25 protein-coding genes and 1 pseudogene are annotated in these 24,175 nt (G+C 39.6%); 4 read left to right on the top strand and 22 right to left on the bottom strand.

The window, feature by feature from the left end; all coding sequences use genetic code 11:
- The first annotated feature begins 99 nt into the window (after positions 1–99).
- Complete coding sequence (locus tag V1L66_RS09320) at positions 100–492, top strand: hypothetical protein (protein ID WP_312125331.1); 393 nt, start codon at positions 100–102, stop codon at positions 490–492.
- 625 nt (positions 493–1,117) lie between these two features.
- On the opposite strand, the pseudogene V1L66_RS09315 reads toward V1L66_RS09320, so the two are convergent.
- The 3 genes and pseudogenes from V1L66_RS09315 to V1L66_RS09305 form a co-directional block, all read right to left on the bottom strand.
- Positions 1,118–1,417 (bottom strand): annotated as a pseudogene (locus V1L66_RS09315) (MerR family transcriptional regulator); the annotation flags it as partial.
- 103 nt (positions 1,418–1,520) lie between these two features.
- Complete coding sequence (locus tag V1L66_RS09310; RefSeq protein WP_333005162.1) at positions 1,521–2,276, bottom strand: SDR family NAD(P)-dependent oxidoreductase; 756 nt, start codon at positions 2,274–2,276, stop codon at positions 1,521–1,523.
- An 8-nt stretch (positions 2,277–2,284) separates the two neighbouring features.
- Positions 2,285–3,274 (bottom strand): MBL fold metallo-hydrolase, encoded by a 990-nt coding sequence (locus tag V1L66_RS09305; RefSeq protein ID WP_176408510.1) that lies wholly within the window; start codon positions 3,272–3,274, stop codon positions 2,285–2,287.
- A gap of 347 nt (positions 3,275–3,621) precedes the next feature.
- Between V1L66_RS09305 and proC the strand changes: the two genes are divergently transcribed.
- Together proC and namA are read left to right on the top strand one after the other, a co-directional pair.
- A complete protein-coding gene (proC, locus tag V1L66_RS09300; RefSeq protein WP_333005164.1) occupies positions 3,622–4,425 on the top strand; it encodes a pyrroline-5-carboxylate reductase in 804 nt (267 codons plus the stop codon).
- A 48-nt stretch (positions 4,426–4,473) separates the two neighbouring features.
- Complete coding sequence (gene namA, locus V1L66_RS09295) at positions 4,474–5,484, top strand: NADPH dehydrogenase NamA (RefSeq protein ID WP_052125366.1); 1,011 nt, start codon at positions 4,474–4,476, stop codon at positions 5,482–5,484.
- A gap of 49 nt (positions 5,485–5,533) precedes the next feature.
- Here the strand turns inward: namA and V1L66_RS09290 are convergent, their stop codons facing one another.
- Both V1L66_RS09290 and V1L66_RS09285 read right to left on the bottom strand, forming a co-directional pair.
- Positions 5,534–5,812 carry a DUF1450 domain-containing protein gene (locus V1L66_RS09290; protein ID WP_081977492.1) on the bottom strand — a complete coding sequence of 93 codons (279 nt, stop codon included), beginning with the start codon at positions 5,810–5,812 and terminating at the stop codon, positions 5,534–5,536.
- Positions 5,813–5,925: 113 nt separating this feature from the next.
- Positions 5,926–6,807, bottom strand: a complete 882-nt coding sequence (locus tag V1L66_RS09285; protein ID WP_016995068.1) for a LysR family transcriptional regulator — start codon at positions 6,805–6,807, stop codon at positions 5,926–5,928.
- Positions 6,808–6,928: 121 nt separating this feature from the next.
- Here V1L66_RS09285 and V1L66_RS09280 point away from each other — a divergent pair, with 121 nt between their 5' ends.
- Entirely contained in the window at positions 6,929–7,954 is a 1,026-nt protein-coding gene (locus V1L66_RS09280; protein ID WP_016995069.1) for a DUF2332 domain-containing protein, read from the top strand.
- A gap of 59 nt (positions 7,955–8,013) precedes the next feature.
- Here V1L66_RS09280 and V1L66_RS09275 read toward each other — a convergent pair whose 3' ends face one another.
- The 17 genes from V1L66_RS09275 to V1L66_RS09195 form a co-directional block, all read right to left on the bottom strand.
- Entirely contained in the window at positions 8,014–8,580 is a 567-nt protein-coding gene (locus tag V1L66_RS09275) for an NADPH-dependent FMN reductase (protein ID WP_333005166.1), read from the bottom strand.
- Positions 8,581–8,593: 13 nt separating this feature from the next.
- Positions 8,594–9,649: an LLM class flavin-dependent oxidoreductase gene (locus tag V1L66_RS09270; protein ID WP_036218710.1), complete on the bottom strand. Its 1,056-nt coding sequence runs from the start codon at positions 9,647–9,649 to the stop codon at positions 8,594–8,596.
- 16 nt (positions 9,650–9,665) lie between these two features.
- Positions 9,666–10,607 (bottom strand): ring-cleaving dioxygenase, encoded by a 942-nt coding sequence (locus V1L66_RS09265; RefSeq protein WP_333005167.1) that lies wholly within the window; start codon positions 10,605–10,607, stop codon positions 9,666–9,668.
- 58 nt (positions 10,608–10,665) lie between these two features.
- Positions 10,666–11,112, bottom strand: a complete 447-nt coding sequence (locus V1L66_RS09260; RefSeq protein WP_312125345.1) for a MarR family transcriptional regulator — start codon at positions 11,110–11,112, stop codon at positions 10,666–10,668.
- A gap of 99 nt (positions 11,113–11,211) precedes the next feature.
- On the bottom strand, positions 11,212–11,832 hold the full coding sequence (cdaS, locus tag V1L66_RS09255; RefSeq protein WP_312125347.1) for a sporulation-specific diadenylate cyclase CdaS: 621 nt from the start codon (positions 11,830–11,832) through the stop codon (positions 11,212–11,214).
- Positions 11,833–11,920: 88 nt separating this feature from the next.
- Positions 11,921–13,300: an MDR family MFS transporter gene (locus V1L66_RS09250; RefSeq protein WP_103118378.1), complete on the bottom strand. Its 1,380-nt coding sequence runs from the start codon at positions 13,298–13,300 to the stop codon at positions 11,921–11,923.
- Positions 13,301–13,381: 81 nt separating this feature from the next.
- Positions 13,382–13,963, bottom strand: coding sequence for a TetR/AcrR family transcriptional regulator (locus V1L66_RS09245; protein ID WP_333005169.1), 582 nt, complete (start codon positions 13,961–13,963; stop codon positions 13,382–13,384).
- 114 nt (positions 13,964–14,077) lie between these two features.
- Positions 14,078–14,308 carry a hypothetical protein gene (locus V1L66_RS09240; RefSeq protein WP_009370265.1) on the bottom strand — a complete coding sequence of 77 codons (231 nt, stop codon included), beginning with the start codon at positions 14,306–14,308 and terminating at the stop codon, positions 14,078–14,080.
- A gap of 65 nt (positions 14,309–14,373) precedes the next feature.
- Positions 14,374–16,368: a HAMP domain-containing methyl-accepting chemotaxis protein gene (locus V1L66_RS09235; RefSeq protein ID WP_333005171.1), complete on the bottom strand. Its 1,995-nt coding sequence runs from the start codon at positions 16,366–16,368 to the stop codon at positions 14,374–14,376.
- A 323-nt stretch (positions 16,369–16,691) separates the two neighbouring features.
- Entirely contained in the window at positions 16,692–17,624 is a 933-nt protein-coding gene (gene rnz / locus V1L66_RS09230; RefSeq protein ID WP_312125353.1) for a ribonuclease Z, read from the bottom strand.
- Positions 17,625–17,721: 97 nt separating this feature from the next.
- Entirely contained in the window at positions 17,722–18,558 is an 837-nt protein-coding gene (locus tag V1L66_RS09225) for a class I SAM-dependent methyltransferase (protein WP_312125354.1), read from the bottom strand.
- A complete protein-coding gene (locus V1L66_RS09220) occupies positions 18,555–20,054 on the bottom strand; it encodes a cobyric acid synthase (protein WP_333005173.1) in 1,500 nt (499 codons plus the stop codon). Before V1L66_RS09220 ends, V1L66_RS09225 begins: the two co-directional genes overlap by 4 nt.
- Positions 20,055–20,268: 214 nt before the next feature.
- On the bottom strand, positions 20,269–20,805 hold the full coding sequence (locus V1L66_RS09215; RefSeq protein ID WP_048392354.1) for a cob(I)yrinic acid a,c-diamide adenosyltransferase: 537 nt from the start codon (positions 20,803–20,805) through the stop codon (positions 20,269–20,271).
- A gap of 13 nt (positions 20,806–20,818) precedes the next feature.
- Positions 20,819–21,379 (bottom strand): nitroreductase, encoded by a 561-nt coding sequence (locus V1L66_RS09210; protein ID WP_048392353.1) that lies wholly within the window; start codon positions 21,377–21,379, stop codon positions 20,819–20,821.
- A 33-nt stretch (positions 21,380–21,412) separates the two neighbouring features.
- Complete coding sequence (cobA, locus tag V1L66_RS09205) at positions 21,413–22,180, bottom strand: uroporphyrinogen-III C-methyltransferase (protein WP_054549204.1); 768 nt, start codon at positions 22,178–22,180, stop codon at positions 21,413–21,415.
- The gene (locus tag V1L66_RS09200) at positions 22,177–22,815 is read right to left on the bottom strand and encodes a bifunctional precorrin-2 dehydrogenase/sirohydrochlorin ferrochelatase (RefSeq protein WP_009370253.1); all 639 of its coding nucleotides are present in this window, start codon (positions 22,813–22,815) and stop codon (positions 22,177–22,179) included. The genes cobA and V1L66_RS09200 overlap by 4 nt, the downstream gene beginning before the upstream one ends.
- Positions 22,808–24,175, bottom strand: a complete 1,368-nt coding sequence (locus tag V1L66_RS09195; protein ID WP_333005177.1) for a cobyrinate a,c-diamide synthase — start codon at positions 24,173–24,175, stop codon at positions 22,808–22,810. The genes V1L66_RS09200 and V1L66_RS09195 overlap by 8 nt, the downstream gene beginning before the upstream one ends.

Below are 24,175 nucleotides of genomic sequence, written 5' to 3'. Positions count from 1 at the left end.
CAAGGTCATCAGTATAATGATGACCTTGTTTTCACTTAATAAAATCATATTTCGAATAAATTTTGTTGTTTATTTGTTTTCATCCATAGGAGGCGTAAAATGAAGAAATATTTAATCTTATATTTTATAACTATACTATCAATATCGTTAATTAGTGGATGTTCAAGCAATAAAAATGAATCTATTAAAATTTATAAATCTGTAAATTTTTCTGAAATTAAAAAGGATTCCATGAAGAAAATTACAGAATTAAAAGATATAGAACTTTTTTCAACTGCTTTTAATAGTGCAAGTAAAAACCAAGGTATCAAAGATATGGCTAGTCCTAATTATAAAGTTAAACTAGGTAAGAAAACATTTTATCTTTGGATTAATAATGATTCTGGTGTAATAATGGATGCCAGTGATACACATACAACCTATAGTATTAATGAAAATTTAGTTAAAGATATTAATGAAGTAATAAATAATTTGTATATGAATAAGGAATAAAATAGTTCATGAAATGAGTTCACAGCGTTTTTTAGCTGTGTTACTGACTGCAGTATGTATAAACATTCTTTATTTCAAACTACATTTACGTCGAAATAGCAAAAAATCGAACATGTGGGTAATATGCTGGGACTTCGAAGTTTATTAAATATAGTGGCATACTTAGTACTTTATTAAAATCTATATCCTTTTGATTGTAAAGAAACACATAGAGGATCAAATATTTATGCAATGTCTCTGGAGTTAAAAAGGAGATCTAATTATGGGACATTAGGACAGCCTGAACGTTTTGGTGTAAAAATAATTCTATGTGTAATTCAACCAGCTCCCTCAAGTAGATCAAGCGCAGGAAGCAATGATAGACGATGTAGAGGATCTTGAGGTCGTGGCACTTCATCTGGTGGGACAAGTACATAATCTAATTGGGGTAGTGCTAGAAAAATACGGAGTTACAATGTCACGAAATATACACGATTTCATGCACACTGAATGGTAAGCCATATTCGCGTAAATATAGATGTATCAAGTGTTCGCGTTTCCTACATATAAAGCTATATAGCTAATATTCAGCCACGAAACGTTAATTTCACAACATTCGTGGCCTTTTGATGTTTTTCCCACCCTCTTTTACAAGCTGGAGCTTTTTATAAGCTATTTCCTCTAATACTTCTTGTTCCTTTTCTACTAACATTGATTGGATGTCATCTATACTCTTGCCTTTTCTTAATTCCTGAATCTTTTTGATTTCAACATCAATTTCTCTATAAAAATTGATTGTTGTGATATCGTATATATCAAAATGATCGTATATTCTATAGCCATTCTCACTTTTTTGCTGGGGATTTACTAATCCCTTTTCTTCGTAAAATTTTAAGGTATCTCTAGAAACTCCTAAAAATTTTGCAACTTGACCAATTGTATACATCAAAGTCTCCTTTTCATCGCTTCCTCTTCACTACTATATCTACACGTATGTATAAATATGAAAAAAAACCGTAGACATGCCCTTGAAGCATGTTTACAGTTTGCTATTTCTTATGAAAAAATGATTTGCCCAACCATTCTATGGTCGCTGGGGCTAATGCATACAATTTACTCGATAATCCCATAATTCTAGGCAGATTCATCTCACGAACAGGACGATCAATCGTTTTCACTGTCTCTTGTGCTACTTCCTCCGCTGACAATAAAAAGCGCCCTAAGGATTCTCGGTAGCCACTTGTATCATTGGCTTTATCTAAAAATGGTGTATCAATGGGACCAGGATGGATGGCTGTCACTTTTACATTGTATGGAGCCAATTCCATACGCAATCCATTGGTAAAACCGACAATAGCATGTTTCGTCGCAGCATAGACACTCGCTTTTGGTGTAGCCACCTTCCCAGCCTGAGAACCAATGAATATTAAATGACCCTGTTTGCGCTCTATCATCTTAGAGGCTAATCGTTTGGCAAGATAAATTGGTACACTAACATTTAATTCGATCATTTGCGCAATATCCTCATCCTGTAAAGCAGGGGCTACAGCAAACTTTCCTACACCTGCTGAAAGAATCGCTACATCAATCGGTGGTAGCTGGGCACAAACATCATCAAGTGTATGTAGATTGGTTAAATCTGCTTGGATCACTTGAGCACCTAAACGCTCTAGCACCTTTAGTGCAACGGCATTGCGACCTGTGGCATAAACGGTATGCCCTTGAGCTACTAATAATTCAGTTATTTTTAAGCCAACCCCACTTGTAGCTCCTGTCACAAAGATCGTTTTGTTAGGATGTTTCATGTATAAACCTACTTCCTTTGAAATAAATAGATACCTGCTTCTGTCTTCGTTGACGTAATATACTCATTGGCCTCTAGATAATCTAAATGACCAAGTGTTTTAGATAAAGTTAAACCAAGCTGATGCTGGAAGATAGCCGGATACAAGCGTTTTGTTACTTGGACAACTGTTAATTGATCATCGCCTAACAATTCAAAAACCTTCATTGATTGTTGGTGCTGTCGCTCTAATCGTTTATCAATTAACGACGGAATATCCTCTAGCTCTGCTCCATGCCCTGTATGCATCATTTTGACAGGTAATTGACGTAGAATTTCTAGGGATGCATTATATTGTAGTAAAGATTTTGTACGTCCTACAGTACGATCCAATGGTGGCTCTATTAATGGATTGGGCGTTATTTTTTCAAGCAATAAATCTCCACCAATCACATGATGAGTTTTTTCATCCCAAAAAATGAAATGACTTTGTGCGTGACCTAATGTTTCGATTGCCTTTAATCCTGGATGCCCAGGCACTTCATCTCCATCTGCCAAAATTTGAGTTAATGGGCGTTCCCCTACAAGCTCCAATTCACGACGAACATGGACACTTTTTGTAATATATTCTTGTGGTACTCCATGCTCCAATAAACGTTCACTGTAAAATTGTTCATGATAGCGTAAAAAGTCTTCATCGTGACGAAGCCATTTGTCATTATAGGCATGCCCTAAAATTTCTGCATGTGGAAAAGCATCGACCCATCCCGCATGATCTGGATGATGATGGGTTAACACAACCTGTTCAATATCATGCATGTCAAAGCCTGCTGCTCGAATCCCCCATTTTAAAGCATCATAGGCTTCCATTGTTTTTGGACCAACATCAAAAATGCTAAGTGCATCGCCTTTTACAATAAATGCATTGACATCTCCTACTGCATAGGGTGTTGGTATTTCTATTTTGTATATAGACAAAGTTGTTTCCCCCTTTTCACGCACTTGTGAATACTGATTCATTCTATTTTACAAGTTTTTTCTGTTTTCGTCATCCTCCTGTTGACAGGTTGCCTATTCCTCACTATAATTTTGAATAATCTAATTATTTATGTGCGTTGAAGAAGACGAGTACGTAACTGGTGAAGGTGTTAGAGAGTGTTACATTTGCTGAGAGTAACATCACCCGCTCCCATTACCGAACCTACTTCTGAGCAGTTATGCAAACATAACCGTTTCCCTTGCGATAAGAGGGCTAAGAGTTGTGCCAACAATTGGCAAACAAAGGTGGTACCGCGGAAACGAGAGCGTTTTCGTCCTTCTAGATAAGGACGAGAGCGCTTTTTTATTTTGAACTGGAGGTATTGTTCATGAAAAAAATTTTATTTATCGGTGCAGGCTCAATGGCGGAAGCATTGATGCAAGGCTGGATTAAACAAAAGGTGTTTACACCACAGGAAATTTATGTCACCAATCGCTCTGACAAAGAACGCTTACATTTCTTGCATGAAACATATGGTGTCCATTGTGTGTTTGATCATGCGATTTTTCAACAGGCAGATCTGGTTATTTTAGCAATGAAGCCGAAAGATGCTATTGCTGCTATGTGTGATTTAAAGCCTAAACTTACAGCGCACACGGCTGTATTATCTATTTTAGCTGGCATTGCGATTGATACGATCACAGAATTTTTAGGGAGTCGGCCAGTAGCAAGGGTGATGCCGAATACTTCCGCTACAATCGGTATGTCAGCAAGTGGCATTGCATTCAATAACGAGATAGCTGCAGACCAGCGTATCCTTTTCCTCCAGTTATTAGAGGCTGTTGGCTCTGTTATTGAAGTCGATGAGGATCAGTTACATGCTGTCACAGCCCTTTCAGGTAGCGGCCCTGCTTATATCTATTATTTAATGGAGGCTTTTGAACGAGTAGGGACGAAGGTAGGCTTATCGAAAGATACGGTGCGCTTGCTTATGACTCAAACACTTGCGGGGACAGCTGAGATGCTCAAGCAGTCATTAGATGAACCAGATGTCTTACGCAAAAAGGTGACGAGTCCTGGTGGCACGACGGAGGCAGGCATACAGGCATTAGAGCAATATCAATTTAATGAAGCCATCGAAGCCTGCATTAAAGAAGCGGAGGCACGATCTCGTTCACTTGCAAATGGGTAGCATTATGTGCAAAATAGAGTGTATCACTAGGAATTAGGAGGCTTTATTTTGAGTAAATTATTCGAACCATATACATTGCAATCTATCACCTTAAAAAACCGTGTTGTGATGGCCCCTATGTGCATGTACTCAGCACAAGACGATGGCATGGTGACACCCTTTCATTTCGTCCATTATGCAACACGTGCAGCTGGTCAAGTAGGCTTAATCATTTTAGAGGCTACTGGTGTTGTACCAGAAGGTCGTATCTCAAATAAGGATTTAGGGATTTGGGATGATGCACATATCGAAGGATTAAGTCAATTAGTTGAGGGGATGAAAGCTTACGGCGCTAAAACAGGCATCCAGCTTGCACATGCTGGTCGCAAAGCAACAGTAGATGGCGAAATTTTTGCTCCATCAGCTATTGCCTTTAGTTCAGACTATAAAACCCCAACAGAAATGACAGAAGAGGACATTCACTATGTCATCGAGGCATTTAAACAAGCAGCTATTCGAGCTGCAAAGGCTGGCTTTGATGTACTAGAAATTCATGGCGCACATGGCTATTTAATTAGTGAGTTTTTATCACCTGCTACGAATAAGCGTCAAGATCAATATGGGGGCTCACAGGAAAATCGATATCGCATTCTACGTCAAGTCATCGATGCTGTTCGCAGTGTATGGGACGGTCCTTTATTGGTACGTGTCTCTGCGGAAGATTATGCGGAAGATGGTACAACAATGGATGACTTTATTGTTTTTAGCCGCTGGATGAAATCTCAGGGTGTTGATTTAGTTGATGTGTCAACAGGGGGCGTTGTACCAGCAGCTATCAATGTTTTTCCAGGCTATCAGGTACCACATGCAGAAGCAATTAAGCATGGGGCCGATCTACCTACTGGTGCAGTTGGTCTTATTACCACAGCCATTCAAGCCGAAGAGATACTCCAAAATAATCGTGCAGATTTAATATTCTTAGCGCGTGTTTTATTACGAGACCCTTACTGGGCACTACATGCAGCTAAAGAGCTAGGAGAAGACGTGCAGCCTCCCGTACAATACGTTCGTGGTTGGTAATTACATTTCCATCAAAAAACAGCTTGTGCTCCAGCAAGCTGTTTTTTCATTAGAAAAGTGGATTTTGTTTTAATTCTTCATCAATAGCCTGTACCAATGTCTCTGCGTCATCTGCTGTCACAACTTCTCCATTTACTATGGCAAAAATACCTTGCTCACAGATTTCACAATGGGATGTACAACCAGACTCCTCTATCTCAATATCATCCCGTTCTATTAATACATCATACGCATCTGCCGCACCAAGTGCTAAATTAGTGATACAAAACTCCACTCTATTTTTTAGCTGCTGTGGCTCTTTCTTTTTTTTAAAAAGAGAAAATACCATGTTTATTGACCCCCCTACTCTCTAAAAACGATCATACCACAATTCGATAAACTCTATGAAAACCCTTACACAGAACACCATCATTTCATTATCATTTTTGACCATCTTGTGAATTATAAATAATTTCTAGTTTGTAATAAATCTACTAATCCATCTGGCACTTGTGTAGATTCCTTATAAAACAAGTATACGGGTACACTCGGTAATGGGAAATCTTCAAAAGGAACTATATTAAACCTGCCCTCCATGCGTTCTTTTCTTACAATCATACGAGGTAAAAACGACAACCCTAAACCATCCTTTATTAGCCTTTTCACCACATAGGATTGAGAAATGGATACTTGCTTCGTTAAAACATATTTTTCTCGTAATTTACGTAATAGCTCTCCCCAAATTGTTGGATGATGGTGCGTAAATAAAGTATACGTTTGAAATAACTCCTCATAATCAATATACGTGCCTGTTTCATCATCATAGGCATCAAGGGGAATTACTAACTCTAATGGGCTATCGATCAGCAGTTCTTGATGCCAATGTCGATAACGTGTTGGTAATAATGAAATGCCAATATGAGCTTGATCCTGATTGACTAAATCCTCTATTTTAGCTGAATCCTCTACTAAAATTGAGATCTCAATTGAAGGGTTATCATTGATAAATTGATAGATCACATGTGGTAGAATCGTTTCAACCATTAACGGGGTCATAGCAATCATAACCTTTTCTTGAATACCTTTACTTGCTAATCGAATCCGTTCAATGCTTAGTTCCCACTGTTTGACCATTTCCTGTGCCTCTACTTGAAAAAGCCTTCCAGTGTCTGTTAATTGCACACGATTTTTTTCACGCTTAAATAATTGTACATGTAGAAATTCCTCTAACTGCTGAATATGAACCGTTATACTTGGCTGGGATAAATGAAGTTGTTCCGCTGCTGTACGAAAATTACAGGTCTGGGCTGCGACGATAAAAGACTGTAACCATTTATATTCCAAAACCTCACCTCATTGATTAATAATCTTAATTAAATTTATTAAATATATTTAATTTACTAAATTATACAATAAGAATAGACTAATGATGAACTAGATTATGTATGCAAAAGGAGCGAAGCATATGCAGCACACGATATTAAGTCGTCAATTTCAGATGTTTGCACAACAGGAATGTCAAGGCTCAAGCCCGCTGTATGAACATTTAGCAAATAAAATTGCCGATGATGAAGATTTGTTAGATATTGCCTCCTTGATCCCACAGGGTCAGCCTGCACCCAATTTATTGTTGGCAGCAGTTCATTATTTATTAGCTACATCCAATGATCCTTTGACAAATTATTATGCATCTTTCACACCTTTCCCGCATCCAATACAGGAGGTGTTCCCTATTTTTAAAGCATTTGTACTGTCACATACAAATGAATTAACGACATTGTTTCAAGAAAAGCTTGTACAAACAAATGAAATTCGACGTTGTGCGTATCTCTACCCAATGATGACTGAAATCTACGCCAAACATCAACAACCATTGGCTTTCATCGAAATTGGCGCAAGTGCAGGTCTTCAGCTTGGTATGGATCACTACAATTATTGCTATAACCAACACGTAGCGATTACTAATACTAAGAATGATATGGTGTTGATCTCAGAAAATCGTGGTGAAACATTGCCTGCCTCTTTGTCAAAGCCTCCTGTTGTTTGGCAGAGAATAGGAATCGATTTACACCCAATTGATCTTGGTAATAAAGAAGAAAGTCAATGGCTTCAAGCGTTAATTTGGCCTGAACATCATGAACGTAGAATGTTATTCAATCAGGCTCTTCCCATCATCAATCAATTAGATATTCAGTTGGTAAAAGGGGATGCGATTCAACTGATTAAAGAGCTCAGTCGAACAATAGAGCAAGAGGCGATGTTAGTGATTTATCATACACATGTCGCAAATCAAATACCAATTGAATTACGTCATACATTAATAGAGCAATTAAAAGAAATTAGCCTAGAGCGACCTCTTTATCATTGCTATAACAATTTATTTGATACAAAACTTCATCAAGATTTTATAGATCAAGGCACTATAGAATCCATTCGTACAATGGCGCGTCCAGATGGGCATGCACGATGGTTTGAATGGTCAAATAGCTAGCCTTGACATAAAAAGAAACGCTGTGTCAGACTACTTCACAGCGTTTCTTCTATTAATCTTTAAAAATCATATTCAGCATCTTTTTTGGCCCGAATTTCTGCAAAAGCCTCTGTAACCATCACGGTATCCTCCGCTAACCGTTCTAAACGAAAAAGGACATCATCATTGACAATTTCTTTACGTAAAAAATCCTTTTCTTCTATAAATACATAGGTCGGTACGATGTGCGCTTTCATATAAGCAAGGATCGGCTTTAGTTGCTGTTCCACCATTAAATAATGCTTGGATGTACCCGCTGTAACAATAACACTGACGACTTTATCGCGGAAGGCATTGACAGGTAAAAGGTCAAAAATATTTTTTAAGGTAGCTGGTATGGATGCTTGGAATGTTGGCGTCCCAATAACGATTGCATCTGCAGCCATAAGGGTTTCCGTCACGTATTTTGTATCGCCTTCATATTCAAAGTAATTACGTCCATCACTAAAAACTAGCTGATAGTCAGCAAGATCTAGTAATGTTACTTCATGCTGTGGGTATTTTTCTTGTAACATCTCGACAATTTTTTGCGTAGCTGTTCTTGTTTTTGAGCCGACAATAGAACCCGCAAGTGCGACAATTTTCATAATGAGCCACTCCTTATTTTGCTGTGTGTTTTTTTATCGCTGGAATTATATCATTACCAATGATTTCAATATTTTTCATCAATTTTTCGAAGGGTACGCCACCAAAATCGATTTGTGCCATAAAGCGTTGCATGCCATATAGTTCGTATTGATAAAGTAGTTTTTCAATAATTTGCTCTTTACTGCCCACCATTAAAGCATCACGTGTATCAGGCGCTTGTGCAAATTGTTGCTTTGGATAGCCCCCACCACGAATAGCTTGGAAACCACCGTTTAAATGTGGATACATGCCCTGCAATGCCTCTTTTGTTGTGTCTGCTACATAAAACAAGCTTGTTGTGGCAATAGGTAATTCATTTGGGTCAAAGCCTTTGCGCTCTGCCGCTTCGCGATAGGCATCCACTGATGGTTTAAAGTTGATAGCAGGTCCACCTAATGTTGTAAGCATCATCGGAATGCCCATATAACCTGCTTTAATGGCACTGGCAGGTGGTCCACCCACCGCACGCCATATTGGCAACGAGCCGTTTTTTGGCTGCGGTAAAATTTGTGCATGGTGGAGAGGTGCTCTAAATTGCCCTTCCCAAGTCACAAGCTCCTCGTCATTGATTTTCATAAGAAGCTCTAATTTTTCCTCAAAGATTTCTTCATAATCTTGTAAATCAACACCTAATAAGTGATAGGCACCTACACGTGAACCACGTCCCGCTACAATTTCTGCACGACCATCTGATAATAAATCAATTGTGGCAAAATCCTCATATACTCGTACAGGGTCTGAAACACTTAATACGGTTGCGGAGCTAGACAATTTAATGGTCGAAGTTGCTTGTGCGATAGCACCTAACACGACCGTATGTGCCTGTGTTGTAAAATAAGACTGATGACTTTCACCTATGCCAAATACATCAATTCCAGCTTGCTCTGCTAATTGACTTGCCTCGACTAGCTCTTTTAGTCGTTGTTGAGCAGAAATACGCTCGCCCGTTAGTGGATTAGGGATATGATCACCTAAAGAGTACAGTCCGAATTCGAGTCCTTGTGCTTGATCAATACGATATTTTTCCATCATGTGTTATCTCTCCTTATTCTAGCGGTTCTAAAATAGCTTCAATTTCTGAACGTCTCTCTTCTAAAAATGGCGGGAGGTCTAACTCTTTGCCAAGTTCTTCGACTGCTGAATCTACCGTAAACCCTGGCCCATCTGTCGCCATTTCAAATAAAATACCGTTACGATCTCTAAAATATAGACTTTGGAAATAATAACGATCAACCACACCAGTACTATCCAATCCAAGCTCCTTAATTTTGGTATCCCATTGCTGTAATTCTTCAACGGTTGCAACACGTAACGCAAGATGGTGAATACTGCCTTTACCAGGTTTCTCGCTTGGTCCTTCTAATTCTTTGACAACAATCTCGCCAAGCACTTCCCCTTCTATCGATTGTAGGACCATTTCCTTGTCCTTTTCTGCAATAACTGTATAGTGAAATAAATCTTGTAATAAATTGACCGTTCTTTGTAAATAGCGCACAGTGATTTCAATCGTTCCCATGCCTAAAATACGATGTTCCTCCGGTATATCATTTCCATCCCATGGTTGCCATTGAGCAGGCGTTTCTTGTCCTTGATGGTTTAACAATACCATCCGTAAACCTTCATGATCTTCAAAAAATAAAGCCTCTTTGCCTGCATAAGTAGTGATATCGCTATGTTTAACCTCTAGCTGCTGAAAGCGTTCTTTCCAATATAGTAGGCTTTCGGAGCTAGGTACAAGTAAGCCAATACGTGTAATAGCATTCGTCCCTCGCACTGTACGTCCTGCAACAGGCATTTCAAAAAATGTTAATTCTGTACCTGCTGCTCCTGTTAAGTCTCCATAAAACAAGTGATACATGGAAGGTGAGTCTTGATTCACCGTTTTTTTCACACGTCGTAACCCTAAAATAGTTGTGTAGAAGTGATTATTCTGTTTACCATTTTTCGTTAGCATGGATATATGATGGTGTCCGCTTAATTTGTTCATCCTAATTGTTCCTCCTCATCATTTTCACTTGACTAAGCAAGTGATTTCACAAAAAAAATTACACGGGCGGCAATTTTTTTTCTCGGCTATGTTTTTCAAGCTTTGTCATCGCAATATATAAAGATTTTATTTCCTCAGCTGTTAATACTTCTTCAAAAAATGAAGACTGGAAGTGAAGTTGACTCGGTGTTGCCGCATCAATCATTTGCTCCCCTTTTGATGTCAACGAAATGGTTTTTGTCTTCCAATTTTGTTTACGCTCGATTAGTCCCTCTTTTTCTAGTCGGGCAAGCATACGAGACATGCCACCTTGCGTTACAGTTACTTTTTCTGCTAATTGACACTGTGTAATCGGGGCATATGTTTTGATTTGGATTAACACATCAAATTGAGCTGTCGTTAAGTCGAAACGCTTTAAAAATTCATTCGATAATTGATTACTTTGTGTTGTAAAACGCATCATACGAATCCACGTTAGGGTACCTAATGTATGATTTCTTCTCATGACTTCATCCTCCCTTCAGTTATCACTTTACCACGCAAGTGACACTTCCGCAAGAAAAATATCTTGAATTCGAGATATTTTTTCACATAGGGAGACTCCCTATATAATGCCAGGTGTTGTTACAGGATATAAATTCCCTTTAAGAGCAAAAGATATTCTACCCGTTTCTTCTGATACAACCATTATCAGTGCATCACTTACTTCACTCAATCCCAGCGCAGCACGATGTCTTGTACCTAATTTCTTTTCCCCTGTATAACGCTCTGATAATGGCAGTACATTTGCTGCTGACTCAATTTGATTTTGATTGACAAGTACTGCGCCATCGTGAAGTGGATTACCAGGGAAGAAAATTGACTCTAATAAAGAATGGGTTAAATCTGCCCCAATATGAATACCAGGCTGAATCAGATTCTCTAAAGTATCCTGTCGTTGGATGACAATTAAACCACCATGTCTTCTCAAAGACATATTTTGCACACTGTGTGATAGCTCTGGATACTTTTCAGTAAACGGGGAAAGATAACAATTTAAATAGAACGTTGCAGCTTTCATTTCAATTGTCATAAACTTCTCTTTAATTTTCTCAAAATTACCGAGGAGACAATTTGTATCTGTATCCATTTCCTGCACACTGTGCTGTAAGGACAGGATCACTTGGAGAAGCTCATCTTTTAATGTTTCTTTCATTGGTGAAAAATCACAATTTGTTGGATCCACAAAAAGCACCTCTTTTCTAAAATCGTGAAGCCTCTTCTCCCCTTAGTTTCTCTATTTAGGCTATTTTTATGCGTATTAGAAATAGAGGTTAATGAGTACTTGGCCCTTTCCTTACGTATAGAGACAATAGTAGTCCAATGCTACTTAAAATCGTTGTGGCAATAAAAGCAGTTCGAATACCATTTAGCATCGCATCAGCTTCTCCCAACTCATGTTGTAAAGTAGTCACAGTACTCATGATCGTTACAAGTAATGCCGTCACTAATGCACCCCCAACCATACGCAATGTGCTAGTCATTGCTGTTGCATGGGCCATTAAATATGTAGGTAACGCATTCATGCCAGCCGTTGTTAGGGGCATCATAATCATTGAAATCCCAAATGAAATCATCGTAAACACCCCTGCCAGTAGCAAAAGGTTCGTATTCATTGATATCACTGTAAGCAGACTTGTTCCAATAAAAATACATGTGAATCCTACTAGTGCTAAGCCCTTTCCTCCAACTTTATCGAAAATCTTCCCTGTCACTGGAGACATAAAGCCCATCACTAGAGCACCAATTAATAAAACTAATCCTGTTTCAAGTGCAGAAAGTTGACGCACGTTTTGAATATAAAAGGTTAATAGTATTTGTGTACCAATCATAATGGCATAGACCAAACTTGATAAGAAGGTTGTGATAGAGAACATAGTAGATTGAAAGACACGAAATTCAAGCATGGGTTTGGGTAATCGTAGCTGTCGCCTAATAAATAAAGCTAACATCGTCCCACCCATCCCTAATGTGACACCAACCTGCATTGACTGGAAGCCTGCTGTTCCTGCAATACTAAAACCATATAACAAACCTCCCCACCCTAATGAAGAGAACACGATTGAAAGAGCATCTAGCTTTCCCTCTTTTGTAGTCGTTACATTTTTCATAAAAATCGTCGCTACTGTTAACACAATGACCGAAACAGGTAGGACAGTAAAAAATAAATGTCGCCATGTAAGGTGTTCTAAAATCCAGCCAGATAAAGTTGGGCCAACTGCTGGCGCAAAACCTGTTACAAGACCCGCTAGCCCCATAATCGAACCCCGTTTTTCTTTTGGATACATCGTTAATAAAATCGTTTGCATTAACGGCATAATCACCCCTGCTCCAGCTGCTTGAATAATTCTTGCGAGAAGCAAAATTGTAAAAGTTGGTGCAAAGGCACCTAAAAATGTACCGATACTAAATAACGTGAGGGCAACGATTAGCAGCAATCGATTTGAAAAACGACCGATTAGAAATGCTGTAATGGGGATGAGAATTCCATTCGTCAATAAATAAACCGTCGTGAGCCATTGTGCTAAGTTAGCATGAATCTTAAAATCTTCCATAATGGGCGGCATAGCTATGAGTAATAAAGTCTGGTTGAGAATAGACACAAATGCTGCAGATAGTAAAATTGCTACTATAACATTTCTTTTTTCCTTCATGTTTGAATCCCCTTTAATTTGTTAGTTAGTTATAACTAACATTTTATTTAAAAAATATATGAAAGCTTTGTGGGTAGAGCATTAAATACAGACTCCACCCACAAAAGTAGCTACTAAATGATCAACAAAACTTTCCTTTTGGTTTTTTAAAAAATGATCATCCCAAAATGCATTGGATACAAAGAAACCGAAAAGGCTCGTTAAAAAAACAGTGGCCTGCCCATTTGTATCAATATCCTTCATCTTTCTCTGTTGGATTTGGACTTGAAAATAACCTTCCAATAATTTTAGTAATTGTTTGGTTTGGCTATCCGAAATAAGCTCCATTACTCCTGGTAGTATACTTCTATCTTGTGTAGTAATGAGAAATGTTGCTTTATTTTTTTCCATAAAAGCTAGATAAGCGTTAGCAATTTGCTGTAAGTCATTCACTAGATTTCCTGATAAATCTCGAGCAAATAACTGTTCAAAGTATGGAATATAAGAATGTCTATCTAGCACAGCTTGTAGAATCCCCATTTTTGTTTCAAAATGACGAAAAACAGTCATTTCACTCACTCCAGCAGTTAAAGCAATGTCTTTCACAGAGACATTGGAGTAGCCCCTTTCAGTCATTAAGCTTGTTGCAGCAGCAAGAATTTTATCCTTTGTATCTTTTTTCATTTTACACGTCCTCTAAATGTTAGTTATGACTAACAAAAATATAGAGGATTGAACCCAATTTGTCAAAAAAAATGTGTTGTTATTAGAACATCCTCTAATAACAACACTTGTGAGTTACATATGCCCTGCTCGAATTTTCTTTACGATGCTGAAAGTCGTGTAGGCAGCAGCGGGTGCTAATACGACAATAAAAATAATCCACACAGTTAAATTATTTGTTGCTTTTAATGTTTCATAATTTGTCATGACAAAAATAATTAGACCGAATAATAGTAAATAGCTCAGCACATTGGGAAAAATGACGATTAATCGTAATAATGCTGGCGGCATCTTTTGTTGATTCATTTAAACCACACCCCTTTTTTCAATTATACGGGAATCTAGTGATTTATCGTACTATATTTTTCCTTTTATACTTTATATTTGCCTGCTGATAGTTGGAGATTTTCCGCTGTTGTATTCAATTGATCGATAAATGCGGTCATACTTTCCATATTTTCCGCTTGATGCTTAGCCTTTTGGGCAACGGCATCAACACTTTGAGATGTTTGCTTAGCCAAGAGTGAAACATCTTCCATGGTAGCTGTTACTTCCTCTGTACTTGCAGCAATTTCCTCGGTGGAGCTTGATACTAAATCCACTTGTGTTGCTAACACCTGTACATCATTATGAATGCCTTCAAACGATTGCTGTGCTTGTTGTACGATTGCACGTCCTGCATGTAATACATCTGCTGTCGCTTGGATGGTTGCTACAATATTGGCTGTTTCCTTTTGGACATTTATCACCACCTGTGTAATTCTATCCGCCGCACTCTTAGAATCTTCTGCTAATTTACGAACTTCTTCAGCTACAACCGCAAAGCCTTTCCCCGCTTCACCTGCACGCGCCGCTTCGATAGATGCATTCAATGCCAGTAAATTCGTTTGATCAGAGATCCCCGTAATCACATTGGTAAATTCCCCAATCATAGTAGATAATTTTTCAAGTTCCTGTGTTCCAATCACCGCAAAATTTGTTTTCTCATGAATCGTCACTAATTGCTTTTGTAAGGACTGCATAATTTGTAATCCATTATCTGCGTTTTCCTCGGTATTACGCGAAATACTAGAAATTTCTGCTATAGATTCCGAAATATATTGAATACTGCGTGCCAATTCCTCCATTGAGTGTGCACTGTCAGCCGTATTATTCTGTTGGGCAAAGGAGGCCTGAGCGACCTGACTTGATTCTCCTTGGATAATTGCGGCTGATTCAAGTGTTTCATGAGCATTTTCTTGAATCGTATAGGTAGCTTCTTTTATTTGATTGGCCCCTTGCTTTAATTCATACATAATTTGTTGGAAATTATCCATCATCCCATTAAATGAAGTCACTAATTGGCCAATTTCATCCTTGGCATTGATCGGAATGCGCTTCGTTAAATCCGCTTCACCTTTACTAATTTCCTCTAAAGAATTTCGCACGCTTAAAATACGAGCTACTTGTTTGGAAATAGATAGGCCTGTAGTGAAGAAAATCACACAAATTACGATCAACGAAGCCACAATTGTACCTACTAAAATATGCGATAGGACGGCATTGGATACAATAATCGCTAAGTATGTACCGTTCGATAATGGTTTCACATATTGCGTGACACGTGTGCCATCATAGCGCCCTGAAAATTCAGTCGACTTTTGTGCTGAAAATTGGGCTGGCTCAAAACCTATATCGGCTAAATCTTGATCTGCTGTAGCGGCAATGGCTTGGCCTTTTTCATCTACAATCGCAGCAAATAATACGGTCGAGGATAAATAGTTATCCAGTTGATCGATATAGGATTCACTGCCGATACTTGCTTCTAAGTCTAGTAGCTGCTGTCCATGGCGAGCTACCTGTACAATTTGTGGTGTTGCTGGATTCCAGCTACCTACCCCGACAAATTTGAAAAATTGATCATCGACATCGCGAATCTGTGCTTTTTGGATAATTTCTTTCGCTCTACCGTCTAAGAGTTGCATATACTCTGCCGCTTGTCCGTTTGGATCAGCGCCAAAGTTAAAATCAACAGTTGGAGCTACTGATGTCACCGTTGTATTCCCTTTATCATCTGTACTCCAAATCTCATCGATGCCACCTCGCTCAGCAATGGCCTTTAAATCCTCATATGTAGCACCTTTGTCAATGATGTAAGAAGCCATTACAGATTCGGCAATCATTTCTTTTTCCATGATTTCTTCCGCTTTTTCTCTAGATTGAATCGCTCCTTCCATCCCCATGACAATGGAGTTGGCGATTGCTTCTCCATTGTTTTTTGCACTTTTATATGTAGCTTGATAAATATAAATAGAAAATGCCGTTATAATGAACACCACAATGCCCATAATCTCCAGAAGCATTTTCCATTTCATTGACTTTCTCATGATGAGATCCCCCTAAAAATTACGATTATTTCCACTTCATCATACAATATGACTTCCATATATTTCATTAACTATTTATTAAATATAAAATAATAAGTTTTGAAGTAGTTTAAATTGTCATTAATTTGTAAAAATTTCGAAATAGCAGATCATTTAGGAAAAATTTAACTATTTTGTACGATTAGAGGCATGCAAAAAAGGATATTTCTCATGAGTGAACAGTAATATTTAAACAAAATTAGCTATAAACCTTTAGGACGATAAACTAAAAACATCTATTAGAAGAATCTCCTCTAATAGATGTTTTTTATTTTATAATTATATCAGAATAATTTATTGTGTTGCCATGTATAGACGGCTTGATCAGCTGTTAGGAATGTATTCGGAAAAATTTCCTGTGCTTCAGCTAAAAATTGAGGTAAGTCATATGGGAGAAAACGTGCGCTTAAATGATTTAATAATAAATAGTGTGCACCAGCTTGCTGTGCGACTTTTGCAGCCTCCACATTTGTTGCATGACCATAGCTTGCTGCTAAATCTGTTGTTGTACCATCAAAAGTCGCTTCATGGACAATGATATCAGCACCCATTGATAATTGGATCGCTTCTTCACAATATTTCGTATCACCTAAAATTGACAACGTAAAGCCCTTTTTGGCTGGTGCCACCACGTCTTTTGCCAGTACCACATCACCATTTTCAAGTACAATGTCGTGGCCATTTTTTAATTGCCCTAGCAAAGGTCCCTTTGGAACGCCAAGTGCCTGCGCTTTGTCAATTAATAATTCGCCTGGTAAATCCTTTTGTTCAATACGATAACCATAGCAAGGTACAACATGGCGCAATTCCTTAGCATAAATTGTAAAATGAGCATCCTCATAAATAATGCCTTCTTGTACTTCTACAAAGCGCAAAGGATATGTTAAATGGGTTTTTGATAGGGCCAATGTTTGTTCAATCCACTGCTGTAAGCCAGATGGCCCGAAGATCGTTAGCGGCTCATCTCCACCCTGAAAGGAACGTGAGCTTAAAAAGCCTGGAAGTCCAAAAATATGATCCCCATGTAAATGTGTAATAAAAATTTTCGTCACTTTCCGTGGCTTTAACGACGTATGAAGGATTTGATGCTGTGTCGCCTCCCCACAGTCAAATAGCCACATTTCACTCACTTCATCTAATAGCTTTACCATCAGAGCACTTGTATTTCGTTCTTTTGAAGGCATGCCTGCGCCTGTCCCTAGAAAATGTAGCTGCACATATGCCACCTCACTTCTTATTTATATCGTTTTATTGTACCTTATCCATTCCCATAAGAAAAACCTTTGGTGTACAGTTTCTCCAAAGGTTTCTTAATTATTTTGGTTGCCATGACACAAGGGCTGCATGAAAATCATGACGATAATAATAACGTCCATCCTTTTCTTCGATAAAAGGTAGCAGTGATTCCTCTACATGGGCTCGCTGAAAATTAGTCGTTAGGATTTTTTTACTCTGTGTTGCCACAAGCTGCTCATAGCTTTCATATTCATAGACACGCTCGAGCGGGATAATCTGACAATCCGCGTAAATATCCATTTCATAGAGTAGATTCAAAAACTCGATATAATCTCTGCGGGGAAATTTAATGTCATAACCATATTTTTCATACAATTGTTCATAGTGTGGCTGGATGGGCCCTGTCGTCATCCCAATGATGGCCCGCTTCTTCGCCAGCCGATTCATGTGATATAAAGCTGCTTTGATTTCATACATGCGGTAAAAACAATTCACGCCCAGGACGATATCATGTGGTTCAATCTCATCATCCTCTAAGCTTTCCCACTTCGCATGAATATAGGAAACGTGCTCCTCCTGCGGCATACACTGTTGTAAGTAATTCAAAATGCTTTCAGAGCTATCCACACATGTGAGCTTCCTTACTTTATCAGCTAATGGAAATGTATAATTGCCCCACCCAGGACCAATTTCTAATACAGAATGCTGAGGTTCAATCTTTTTTTGAAGCTCCTGAAAAATCAATGCAGCATAAGGATCTGTTTGTCCCACTTTTTTTCGCGCCACGGATTGGGCCCAAAATTGCTCCTCTAGCTGATCATTCACCATTCGTTCAGGCATATTGCCATGCCAGTCCTTCATACCTTCCTGCCATAATGCCTCATAGTTAATGGCTAACGGTCCTTTTCTCGTCATATAGATACCTCTAACGATAATATTTCATATATTTTTTTCATATCAAGATTTGCACGAACGTGGTCGGCTAACATATTATAGGCATCTTCTCTTCGTTCTTTGTCACTTTTCACATCACTTGGTAAAGCTGCTAGCCCTTTTTTCACTCGTATTTCATTGACAAGTTGACGGGTAAAGGTACGATTATGGAACAAGCCGTGGAAATACGTGCCAATCACTTGCTCATCTTGACTAACCGCACCATCTTCTCTTCCATCCTCTAACAGTAAAAACGGTGATACCGCATCACGTAAAATTTTTGTACGCCCTAGATGGATTTCATAGCCTGTCAATGTGTCCTGCCCTCTTACGCCTGTCATTTGCACCGTTTTTTTATTGCCTACAAAAATGGTTTCCATCGGCAATAGCCCAAGACCATCTGCAGATTCACCATTCCCCTCCACTGCTTCTGGATCAAGTAATGTTTCACCAAGCATTTGGAAACCGCCACAAATGCCAATAATTTTAGTACCGCATTCACGTAAATGTGTAATGGCTTGATCGAAGCCCTGTGCTTTTAGCCAAGCTAAATCATCCATTGTACTTTTCGTTCCTGGCAGAATGAGTAAATCGGGTGTACCTAGTTCATTGACATGACCAATTAAACGTACACCCACCTCTGGCTCATCGAAAAATGGATCAATATCGGTGAAGTTTGAAATACGTGGTAAACGAATCATGGCTACATCTACAGCAAATTCGCCTGGCTTTGGTTTTTTAAAACGTAGTGACGATAATGCAAGAGAATCCTCTGCTTCAATATTGACCTCGACATAAGGAATCACACCAAGTACTGGAATACCCGTTTCGCGCTCCACCCATGCCAAACCATCATCCAGTAACTCACGCATGCCTCTAAATTTATTAATAATTAATCCCTTAACACGTGCTCGTTCTTCCTCATCTAACAATGCCAGTGTCCCAACAATCGAGGCAAAGACCCCGCCACGATCAATATCAGCAACGAGGACCACCGCTGCATCTGCTAAGTGAGCCATTCGCATATTAGCAATATCGCGATCCTTTAAGTTAATTTCTGCTGGGCTACCAGCTCCCTCTAGAACAATGACATCATATGTATTTTGTAGCGTGCGTACTGATTTTTCTACGATTGGCATCGCTTCTTGCACAAAATTATTGCGGTAGCTTTTGGCATCCATATTTAAAAAATGTTTACCATGAACGATAACCTCTGACATCATATCTTGCTTCGGTTTCAGCAGGATAGGATTCATATCAGTCGTTGCAACAACACGAGCCGCCTCGGCCTGTACCCCTTGGGCGCGGCCGATTTCACCGCCATCTTTCGTAACAAATGAATTAAGAGCCATATTTTGTGATTTAAATGGGACTACCTTCAGTCCATCATCTGAAAATATACGACATAGTGCGGTACAAATCATACTTTTTCCAACATCGGAAGCTGTTCCTTGAATCATGATTGATTTTGCTGGCATAGTCACTCTCCTCTGTAATGTTCGGCGTCGCTCCGCGGGTATTCCATGGCAAAGCGCGGGTATTTCCCTTCACTCCGCGGGTATTCCATGGCGAAGCGCGGGTATTTCCCTTCACTCCGCGGGTATTCCATGGCAAAGCGCGGGTATTTCTCTTCACTCCGCGGGTATTCCATGGCGAAACGCGGGTATTTTTCATTCAGCCTTGTAAAGGGCCTTAAAATTCGAGCCCTTTCACCGCTGGAATCCCTTCATCATAGTAATGCTTTGTCGCCTCAATGGTTGACACTAAATCAGCCATTGCTAGTAATGCTGGATTCGCACTTCGTCCTGTGACAACCAAATGCATTGTAGAAGGGCGGTGTTGGATTGCCTCGATGACTTCTGCTAGAGGAAGGACATCATCGATTGGAAACTTGGTGATCGCTAGGGCATTGTTGAGTTCATCTAGGACCAATAAATCAATGCTGTCATCCTGTAGAGCTGCCTTCGTTTTTTTCCAAGCCTTGGCTAATGCAGCTCGATGCTCCTCAGGTGTTTTTGTCCATGTAAAACCTATGCCCATTTGTTCCATTTCTACGCCTAGCTTACGAAGGGCAATTTGCTCTCCATAAGTACGTTCTGGGGATTTGATAAACTGCAGATAACGCACATTTAAGCCTCGACCAACTGCACGCAATGTAACGCCAAGAGATGCTGTCGTTTTGCCCTTACCCTCACCTGTATATACTAAAAACAAGCCTTTTCTTGCCATACTGATAGCCTCCTTACAGCCATGTTGTCTTTTCTGCAAACGGCGTTCGTTTCTTGTCGGTTTGTTCTTGCTCCTGTGGGTAGCCAATAAATATTGTACCAACTACTTTTTGAGCGTCGCTTGCACCAATAAACGTATGCATACGAGGATCATGTACGAGGCCAACACCACGTGTACGCCAAACAAAGCCAAGACCTAGCTCCTCTGCTGTCAACCACATAGACATAATGGCACTACATACAGCAAAGACATTATCTTCTGTCGCATCTGTGTCCCCTTCTACTATGTCAGCTGTCACCACAATGGCTACAGGGGTTGTTTGTACAACCTTTAATGAACTTTCCACTAAATTTGGCTTCGTGGGAAAGCGTTCTTGTAAATAAGCACTTGCCATTTCTTCATAACGCTTCATGGCTTCATCTTGAATGACATAAAAATGCCAGGGCTCACGCATCCGGTCATTTGGTGCATAGGTTGCTGCCTGTAAAATTTGCTCAATTTTTTCTTTCTCTACTGGTTGTGTCGTGTAATTACGAATTGCTCGACGTTTTTTTAATGCTTCAATGACAGTCATAGTGCTTCCTCCTTGTGCGCTTATAAGAAATGATTATGAAAAGGTAAGACCTTGCTCTTCAAACCATTGAATTTTTTCCCGTACATTGACAACCTCGCCAACAACAATCATAGAAGGGTTATGGTACCCTTCACGCTCAATGATGCTGGCTATCTCATCTAGCGGCCCTGTAATCGTGCGTTGCTGAGCAGTTGTTCCCCACTCAATGACCGCTACTGGTGTTGTTGCCTTCCGTCCATTTTCGATTAATTTGCGAGCAATGTAGGCAATATTACCAACGCTCATATAAAAGGCAACGGTATCTATACCCGTAGCTAAAGCGGGCCAATTCAAAAAATCTTGTCCTTTTTCTTCACGACCATGTCCAGTTACAAGGGCAAAGCTTGTCGCGAAGTCTCTATGTGTAACTGGAATTCCTGCGTATGCAGGAGCTGCAATTCCTGCTGTAATCCCCGGAACGATTTCATAGGCAATGCCATGATTTTTTAATATTTCAGCTTCCTCCGCGCCACGTCCAAAAACAAAGGGATCGCCACCTTTTAGGCGTGTAACAATTTTACCTTCTTGTGCTTTTTCAACGAGTAATGCATTTATTTCCTCTTGAATGAGATGATGCTTCCCAGGTAATTTGCCACAATAAACTAGCTCCGCATCCTTTTTTGCAAAATCAAGCAATTTAGGATTTACAAGACGGTCATAAGCAATTACATCAGACTTTTGAATACATTCCAGTCCATACACAGTAATGAGCTTCGGATCGCCAGGACCTGCTCCCACGATATATACGATTCCATCCTTCATTGCGTTGCTCCCATCAATAGTTGTTGTAAATATGCTTCTCGTCGATCGATCTCACCATGACGTGTCCATTCAAGGATGTTTGGCTCTAGCAATGCTTGTAATGCCGCACGTCTTTGTGGACCTTTATCATACTTAGCAGCAATCATTAATCGAGCTTGCTGTAAAAAGCATACATAGTCATCATAAGCATCATCGAATTGCTCTTCTAAATCTGCTTTAATCTTGCGGGCTAGACTTGGGCTTGCTCCCGATGTCGAAACAGTTACCACCAACGGACCACGGCGAACAGTAGCAGGCGTAATAAAATCACTTTCACTTTGTTTATCTGTTCGGTTGATTAATTGCCAATGCTGTGCTGCTTCTTGAACGGCTTCGTTAACTGCTGTCACATTCGTTGCAGCGATAATGAGAATGGCGTCATCTAAATCACGAGGTTCAAATTCCTTTTGCTTCCAAGTAATTTGCCCTGACTCTGCAAGTGACTGTAATGTGTTATGTAAGGTTGGACTGACAATCACGATGTTTGCCTTTGCTGGTAACAGGGATGCTACCTTCTGCGTTGCCACGTGACCCCCGCCTACAATCACAACTGTTTTATATTCTAGATTGATATGAATAGGAAAATAATTAGTCATTACTTTTCACCTTCTTACAAGCTGTTAACCAATTGTCAACTAGCTTTGGGTTTGATACAAAATGGAAATGAGTATAGCCAGCCACTAAATTTCCTTCTTGATAGCCTTCTTTCTTTTTGCCAAAACGACCAATCGTTTCATAGGCTGCTGTATTGTGAGAACCACTATATTTGGAATAATGGAACTCATGGCCCTTCGCTTGTTCCTCAGCACCAATTAAGAAATTATCGGCTGTGCCAAAAATTTCACGATAACCAAGTGCTGCTAGTTTTGTTTGCATCGCCACTTCTCCAGGAATTACCCCTACCATGGCATAGCGGTCACCATGGCTATTTGTGATAGCCTCTGTTAAATACATAAAGCCCCCACATTCAGCCAATGTCGGAAGACCTTTGGCAATAGCTTCCCGAATAGAGTCTTTAACGACTGTATTGGTAGCAAGTGACTCTGCAAATTCCTCAGGAAAGCCACCACCAATATACAAGCCATCTGCTTCAGCTGGTACAGGCTCATTCGCAAGCGGTGAGAAAAACTGTAGTGTCGCACCTTTCGCACGTAACAACGCCAAGTTTTCTTCATAATAAAAATTAAATGCTGCATCTCTTGCAACCGCTATACAAATATTTCGTGAAGGCTCCTCTCTGAATAAATGACCTGATTCTTGCAAAATAGGAGCCTTTGTTAAATGTATTAATTGGTCCAAATCAATCGTTTCTTCCATAAGGTTCCCTAGTTTATCAAAAAATGAATCTAGCTCTCCTCTTTCAATAGCGGGTACTAACCCTAAATGACGACTCGGGATATCAATCCCTTCCTCACGCTTTAGGTAGCCAATAACAGGAATGCCACATTCTTGTTCAATAGCTGCCTTCGCAATTTCATAATGACCGACACTACCAACCTGGTTCGCAATAACACCAACGATATTCGGCTTATCTGATAGTAATTGGAAGCCTTTCACAACTGCTGCTACGCTACGTGCCATGCTAGCACAATTGACAATTAAAATAACAGGACTCTCTGTCACTACGCTAATATCAGCAGCAGACCCAGCGTCAGATAAAGGGCTTTTACCGTCATAAAAGCCCATCACACCTTCAATAATGGACACATCTGCATCCATACTTGCACGTGCTACAATATCACGGACTGCTTCGTGCGAAAACATCCAGCTATCAATATTACGTGATACTCTGCCCGTTACAGCTGTATGATAGGTTGGATCGATATAATCAGGACCGCATTTAAAGCCCTGTACCACGTTTCCTTTGTTTTGTAGTGCCTTCATCAGTCCAATGGTAAAAGTAGTTTTGCCTACACCACTACCCGTACCAGCTAGTACAAAGCGATTTGTTTGCAT

Source organism: Lysinibacillus sp. IITD104, from assembly GCF_036698265.2.
Classification (GTDB): Bacteria; Bacillota; Bacilli; order Bacillales_A; family Planococcaceae; genus Lysinibacillus; species Lysinibacillus boronitolerans.
Note: the sequence above shows the minus strand (reverse complement) of the source record. Positions and strands in the feature narration are given on the sequence as shown.

What these genes read in the sequence shown, in the direction of transcription:
- V1L66_RS09280 (WP_016995069.1), top strand. Translation starts at nt 6,929, where the DNA reads ATGCAGCACACGATATTAAGTCGTCAATTTCAGATGTTTGCACAACAG.
- V1L66_RS09245 (WP_333005169.1), bottom strand. Translation starts at nt 13,963, where the DNA reads ATGAAAAAAGATACAAAGGATAAAATTCTTGCTGCTGCAACAAGCTTA.
- V1L66_RS09305 (WP_176408510.1), bottom strand. Translation starts at nt 3,274, where the DNA reads ATGAATCAGTATTCACAAGTGCGTGAAAAGGGGGAAACAACTTTGTCT.
- V1L66_RS09225 (WP_312125354.1), bottom strand. Translation starts at nt 18,558, where the DNA reads ATGACGAGAAAAGGACCGTTAGCCATTAACTATGAGGCATTATGGCAG.
- V1L66_RS09265 (WP_333005167.1), bottom strand. Translation starts at nt 10,607, where the DNA reads ATGAACAAATTAAGCGGACACCATCATATATCCATGCTAACGAAAAAT.
- V1L66_RS09310 (WP_333005162.1), bottom strand. Translation starts at nt 2,276, where the DNA reads ATGAAACATCCTAACAAAACGATCTTTGTGACAGGAGCTACAAGTGGG.
- cobA (WP_054549204.1), bottom strand. Translation starts at nt 22,180, where the DNA reads ATGAAGGATGGAATCGTATATATCGTGGGAGCAGGTCCTGGCGATCCG.
- V1L66_RS09240 (WP_009370265.1), bottom strand. Translation starts at nt 14,308, where the DNA reads ATGAATCAACAAAAGATGCCGCCAGCATTATTACGATTAATCGTCATT.
- V1L66_RS09260 (WP_312125345.1), bottom strand. Translation starts at nt 11,112, where the DNA reads ATGAGAAGAAATCATACATTAGGTACCCTAACGTGGATTCGTATGATG.
- V1L66_RS09250 (WP_103118378.1), bottom strand. Translation starts at nt 13,300, where the DNA reads ATGAAGGAAAAAAGAAATGTTATAGTAGCAATTTTACTATCTGCAGCA.
- V1L66_RS09220 (WP_333005173.1), bottom strand. Translation starts at nt 20,054, where the DNA reads ATGCCAGCAAAATCAATCATGATTCAAGGAACAGCTTCCGATGTTGGA.
- V1L66_RS09210 (WP_048392353.1), bottom strand. Translation starts at nt 21,379, where the DNA reads ATGACTGTCATTGAAGCATTAAAAAAACGTCGAGCAATTCGTAATTAC.
- V1L66_RS09235 (WP_333005171.1), bottom strand. Translation starts at nt 16,368, where the DNA reads ATGAGAAAGTCAATGAAATGGAAAATGCTTCTGGAGATTATGGGCATT.
- V1L66_RS09275 (WP_333005166.1), bottom strand. Translation starts at nt 8,580, where the DNA reads ATGAAAATTGTCGCACTTGCGGGTTCTATTGTCGGCTCAAAAACAAGA.
- V1L66_RS09200 (WP_009370253.1), bottom strand. Translation starts at nt 22,815, where the DNA reads ATGACTAATTATTTTCCTATTCATATCAATCTAGAATATAAAACAGTT.
- V1L66_RS09320 (WP_312125331.1), top strand. Translation starts at nt 100, where the DNA reads ATGAAGAAATATTTAATCTTATATTTTATAACTATACTATCAATATCG.
- V1L66_RS09195 (WP_333005177.1), bottom strand. Translation starts at nt 24,175, where the DNA reads ATGCAAACAAATCGCTTTGTACTAGCTGGTACGGGTAGTGGTGTAGGC.
- V1L66_RS09215 (WP_048392354.1), bottom strand. Translation starts at nt 20,805, where the DNA reads ATGGCAAGAAAAGGCTTGTTTTTAGTATATACAGGTGAGGGTAAGGGC.
- proC (WP_333005164.1), top strand. Translation starts at nt 3,622, where the DNA reads ATGAAAAAAATTTTATTTATCGGTGCAGGCTCAATGGCGGAAGCATTG.
- V1L66_RS09270 (WP_036218710.1), bottom strand. Translation starts at nt 9,649, where the DNA reads ATGGAAAAATATCGTATTGATCAAGCACAAGGACTCGAATTCGGACTG.
- V1L66_RS09290 (WP_081977492.1), bottom strand. Translation starts at nt 5,812, where the DNA reads ATGGTATTTTCTCTTTTTAAAAAAAAGAAAGAGCCACAGCAGCTAAAA.